General features: G+C 56.6%; 1 rRNA gene. It reads left to right on the top strand.

Annotation, left to right across the window (positions count from 1 at the left end):
• Positions 1–56 precede the first annotated feature (56 nt).
• Positions 57–2,409: ribosomal RNA gene (locus AC067A_RS37360) — 23S ribosomal RNA — on the top strand; the annotation flags it as partial.

The raw sequence follows: 2,409 nt of genomic DNA on the forward strand, positions 1-2,409 counted from the left end.
GGGTGATGGGTGGCTGGTCGTTGTTTGAGAACTACACAGTGGACGCGAGCATCTGTGGCCAAGTTTTTAAGGGCGCACGGTGGATGCCTTGGCACCAGGAACCGATGAAGGACGTGGGAGGCCACGATAGTCCCCGGGGAGCCGTCAACCAGGCTTTGATCCGGGGGTTTCCGAATGGGGAAACCCGGCAGCCGTCATGGGCTGTCACCCATGCCTGAACACATAGGGCATGTGGAGGGAACGAGGGGAAGTGAAACATCTCAGTACCCTCAGGAAGAGAAAACAACCGTGATTCCGGGAGTAGTGGCGAGCGAAACCGGATGAGGCCAAACCGTATGCGTGTGATACCCGGCAGGGGTTGCGCATGCGGGGTTGTGGGATCTCTCTTTCACAGTCTGCCGGCTGTGAGGCGAGTCAGAAACCGTTGATGTAGGCGAAGGACATGCGAAAGGTCCGGCGTAGAGGGTAAGACCCCCGTAGCCGAAACATTGACGGCTTGCTTGAGAGACACCCAAGTAGCACGGGGCCCGAGAAATCCCGTGTGAATCTGGCGGGACCACCCGCTAAGCCTAAATATTCCCTGGTGACCGATAGCGGATAGTACCGTGAGGGAATGGTGAAAAGTACCGCGGGAGCGGAGTGAAATAGTACCTGAAACCGTGTGCCTACAAGCCGTGGGAGCGTCGCTCATTGGGTTTACCCAATGGGTCGTGACTGCGTGCCTTTTGAAGAATGAGCCTGCGAGTTAGCGGTGTGTAGCGAGGTTAACCCGTGTGGGGAAGCCGTAGCGAAAGCGAGTCCGAACAGGGCGATTGAGTTGCACGCTCTAGACCCGAAGCGGAGTGATCTAGCCATGGGCAGGTTGAAGCGGAGGTAAGACTTCGTGGAGGACCGAACCCACCAGGGTTGAAAACCTGGGGGATGACCTGTGGTTAGGGGTGAAAGGCCAATCAAACTCCGTGATAGCTGGTTCTCCCCGAAATGCATTTAGGTGCAGCGTCGTGTGTTTCTTGCCGGAGGTAGAGCACTGGATAGGCGATGGGCCCTACCGGGTTACTGACCTTAGCCAAACTCCGAATGCCGGTAAGTGAGAGCACGGCAGTGAGACTGTGGGGGATAAGCTCCATGGTCGAGAGGGAAACAGCCCAGAGCATCGACTAAGGCCCCTAAGCGTACGCTAAGTGGGAAAGGATGTGGAGTCGCACAGACAACCAGGAGGTTGGCTTAGAAGCAGCCACCCTTGAAAGAGTGCGTAATAGCTCACTGGTCAAGTGATTCCGCGCCGACAATGTAGCGGGGCTCAAGCGTACCGCCGAAGTCGTGTCATTGCAGCATATAGCCCCAACGGGCGCTGTGATGGGTAGGGGAGCGTCGTGTGCCGGGTGAAGCAGCCGCGGAAGCGAGTTGTGGACGGTTCACGAGTGAGAATGCAGGCATGAGTAGCGATACACACGTGAGAAACGTGTGCGCCGATTGACTAAGGGTTCCTGGGTCAAGCTGATCTGCCCAGGGTAAGTCGGGACCTAAGGCGAGGCCGACAGGCGTAGTCGATGGACAACCGGTTGATATTCCGGTACCCGCTTTGAAACGCCCAATACCGAGCCCATTAATGCTAAGGCCGTGAAGCCGTTCCGGACCCTTCGGGGAAAGGAAAGTGGTGGAGCCGTCGACCCAAGGTGGTAGTAGGTAAGCGATGGGGTGACGCAGGAAGGTAGTCCAGCCCGGGCGGTGGTAGTCCCGGGGTAAGGGTGTAGGGCGTGTGATAGGCAAATCCGTCACACACATAGCCTGAGACCTGATGCCGAGCCGATTGTGGTGAAGTGGATGATCCTATGCTGTCGAGAAAAGCCTCTAGCGAGTTTCATGGCGGCCCGTACCCTAAACCGACTCAGGTGGTCAGGTAGAGAATACCGAGGCGTTCGGGTGAACTATGGTTAAGGAACTCGGCAAAATGCCCCCGTAACTTCGGGAGAAGGGGGGCCATCACCGGTGAAGGAACTTGCTTCCCGAGCTGGGGGTGGCCGCAGAGACCAGCGAGAAGCGACTGTTTACTAAAAACACAGGTCCGTGCGAAGCCGTAAGGCGATGTATACGGACTGACGCCTGCCCGGTGCTGGAACGTTAAGGGGACCGGTTAGTCAAGATTCGTCTTGGCGAAGCTGAGAACTTAAGCGCCAGTAAACGGCGGTGGTAACTATAACCATCCTAAGGTAGCGAAATTCCTTGTCGGGTAAGTTCCGACCTGCACGAATGGCGTAACGACTTCTCGACTGTCTCAACCATAGGCCCGGTGAAATTGCACTACGAGTAAAGATGCTCGTTTCGCGCAGCAGGACGGAAAGACCCCGGGACCTTTACTACAGTTTGATATTGGTGTTCGGTTCGGCTTGTGTAGGATAGGTGGGAGAC

This window comes from Streptomyces sp. NPDC043176 (assembly GCF_056436715.1).